Annotated in this window: 3 protein-coding genes and 1 pseudogene; 2 read left to right on the forward strand and 2 right to left on the reverse strand. The window is 66.1% G+C overall.

Translation table 11 applies throughout. The features are described 5' to 3' along the window. Positions 1-91: pseudogene (locus EOA38_RS33780) on the forward strand (orotidine-5'-phosphate decarboxylase); the annotation flags it as partial. A gap of 21 nt (positions 92-112) precedes the next feature. Continuing rightward, positions 113-400 (forward strand): DUF1330 domain-containing protein, encoded by a 288-nt coding sequence (locus EOA38_RS33785; RefSeq protein WP_127301266.1) that lies wholly within the window; start codon positions 113-115, stop codon positions 398-400. A 344-nt stretch (positions 401-744) separates the two neighbouring features. Here the strand turns inward: EOA38_RS33785 and EOA38_RS33795 are convergent, their stop codons facing one another. Next, positions 745-1,803, reverse strand: coding sequence for a D-alanine:D-lactate ligase-like protein (locus tag EOA38_RS33795; RefSeq protein ID WP_127301267.1), 1,059 nt, complete (start codon positions 1,801-1,803; stop codon positions 745-747). A 102-nt stretch (positions 1,804-1,905) separates the two neighbouring features. Next, a partial coding sequence (locus EOA38_RS33800) for an SMP-30/gluconolactonase/LRE family protein (protein ID WP_145966205.1) occupies positions 1,906-2,392 on the reverse strand: 487 nt, incomplete at its 5' end.

The following is a 2,392-nucleotide window of genomic DNA, read 5'->3' on the forward strand; positions in this document are numbered from 1 at the left end:
CAGCCACCTCGTCGTCGGCCGGCCGATCGTCAAGGCGCCCGACCGGCGCGCGGCGGCCGAGGCGATCCTGGCCGAGATGCAGTCGGCCTGATTTTCAAACAGGAGAAAAAGAATGCCCAAGGGATACTGGATCGCTCGCGTCGATGTGCGCGACCCGGAAGGCTACAAGGATTATGTCGCCGCCGCCAAGCTCGCCTTCGATCGTTTCGGCGTGAAATTCCTGGCGCGCGGCGGCGAGCACGAGAAGGCTGAAGGACCCGGCCGCGCGCGCAACGTCATCATCGAGTTCGAGTCGCTCGCCGCGGCGCACGAGTGCTACCACTCGCCGGAATATCAGCGCGCCGTCGCCATCCGCCAGAAGGTCGCCGACGGCGAGATCGTGCTGGTCGAGGGGGTATAGGGACTCGGCGCGGGGGGTTTTGGTGGTCGGGTGTTGGGGCACGCTGGAGATTGGCCGAGGCCCTTGCGCTTCATCATCCCCATGCGAATGAATTAAGAAAGGTACCGTGGCGCCGCGTTCCTTCACACCCCCCTCTGTCCTGCCGGACATCTCCCCCGCAAGGGGGGAGATCGGACGTCACGCCGCTTTTCGCCAATCGCCCACGTGTTTGGAGGAAGAGCGCCGCCGATGAAGCTGCCGATCTCCCCCCTTGCGGGGGAGATGGCCGGCAGGCCAGAGGGGGGTGCTGTCCCGCCAGCCTCTCAAAACTGCTCCACCGCCGCAGGCCGGTCCAATCCCGAAGCCTATATCCTCAGCCGGCTGGCCGCCGTCTCCGCCATCGCGTCGGCTAAACTCATGCCCCATTGCCTGCGGCAATAGTCTCGGAAATCGAAGCAGGGCAGACCGGGGCAGACTTCGAACTCGATGAGATGGATCGTGTCGTCGGCCTCGACCCTGAGATCGATCGAGAAGACGTCCTTCAGGCCAAGCCCGGCGATCAGCTTTTGCGCGATGGCGCGGATCGCCCGATCGGCCGCCGGCTGGCCGGCGGCGACCGGCTCGAGCTCAGGTTCGGCGTAGTTTCCAGCATCCTTTGCAGCCTGCCCCGTATCGCCATAGAGCGCCATGCTGTCGGCCATGGTCTGGAAGTCGCCGCCGGATTCGACGAAGGCGATGCCGAGCGCCTCGACACCGGTTTCTGGCCTCAACCCGAGGAAGCTCGCGCGCGCATTGCGGCCGGCGACGTAGGGCTGGACGACGACATCGTCGCGGTAATGGGCAAAGACGCGCCGGCTAAGCTCCAGCGCGTGGCCAAGATCAGCCGCGCGCGAATCCGGCCAGATGCCGATCTTGGCGCCGAGCCGGTTGGGCTTGACGAACCAGCCGGCCGGCGAGGCCGGGGGCTCGACCAGCCACGCGCCGTTGCGCGCCAGACCAGCCGGCGGGACCGGCAGGCCGAGTGCGCCGAGCACGGCGCCGGAGCGGAACTTGTCCTGGCAGAGCGCGAGCAACGAATCGTCGGCGCCGACGGTTTTCAGCCCGTTCAGCCTTGCCAGCGCGGGCGAAGCGCCGCCACGGAAATAGGCGATGCCGTCGGTCAGTGTCCAGACGAGCGTTTTGGCCGGATCGGCTTTCGCCAGTAGGGCCGCCGCATCGTCCAGTTCGACCGGCAAAAAGGCAAGACCGCGCTTTTCGCAAGCGGCGGCGAGCTGGCCGAATTCGCAGGCGAGATCGGTCGACTGCGCCAGATAGGACGATATCTCGATGGCGCGTTCCGCCGGGTAGCCGTCCGCGACGAGCCTGTCGAAACAGGCCTTCTCCGGCTCGTGGACAAGGATCAGCGTCGGCCCGTTGCGCGGCATGGAAGCTCCCGGCGTAATCAAGCTACCATCGCATGGCCGTTGCGATCGGCTTGCGGGAAACCGACCGGCCCGGACGGTTGCGTGACAGCAGTGCTAAACTGCTCAGGCGATCAGCACGCGCGGCTCGAAGCGGCCGCTGACGGGAATATCGAGAAGAAAGGTCATGCCGGCCTGCGGATCGAGCGCGCGCTGTTTCTCGTCCTTGCCCTTCCAGGCCGACGTCACCGCAATGCGGTCGGCCTTCTGGCCGATAAAAGCCGGGCATGAGGGTTGCGTCACCGGCATCGCGATTTCGCGCAGCAGCATGCCGTCGGGCGAATACGCCTTCACCGCCTTGCCGCCCCAGACCGCGTTCCAGAGAACGCCGTCGCGGTCGACGACGGAGCCGTCGACATAGCCTTTCTGCGAGCGGTGGTCGACGAAGACTTTCGGCTCGCCTGTCGGCAGGCCGTTTGCCGGATCGCAGGTGACGCGCATCAGGAGCCCGGTCGCGGTGTCGGTGTAGTAGGCGATCGTCCCGTCCTCGGAAAAGCAGATCGAGTTGGAGACGGTGATGTCGGCAAACAGCCGGCGCAGCTCGCCCTTGAAG

The sequence above is a fragment of the Mesorhizobium sp. M1E.F.Ca.ET.041.01.1.1 genome (genome assembly GCF_003997355.1).
Lineage (GTDB): Bacteria > Pseudomonadota > Alphaproteobacteria > Rhizobiales > Rhizobiaceae > Mesorhizobium.

What these genes read in the sequence shown, in the direction of transcription:
- EOA38_RS33785 (WP_127301266.1), top strand. Translation starts at nt 113, where the DNA reads ATGCCCAAGGGATACTGGATCGCTCGCGTCGATGTGCGCGACCCGGAA.
- EOA38_RS33795 (WP_127301267.1), bottom strand. Translation starts at nt 1,803, where the DNA reads ATGCCGCGCAACGGGCCGACGCTGATCCTTGTCCACGAGCCGGAGAAG.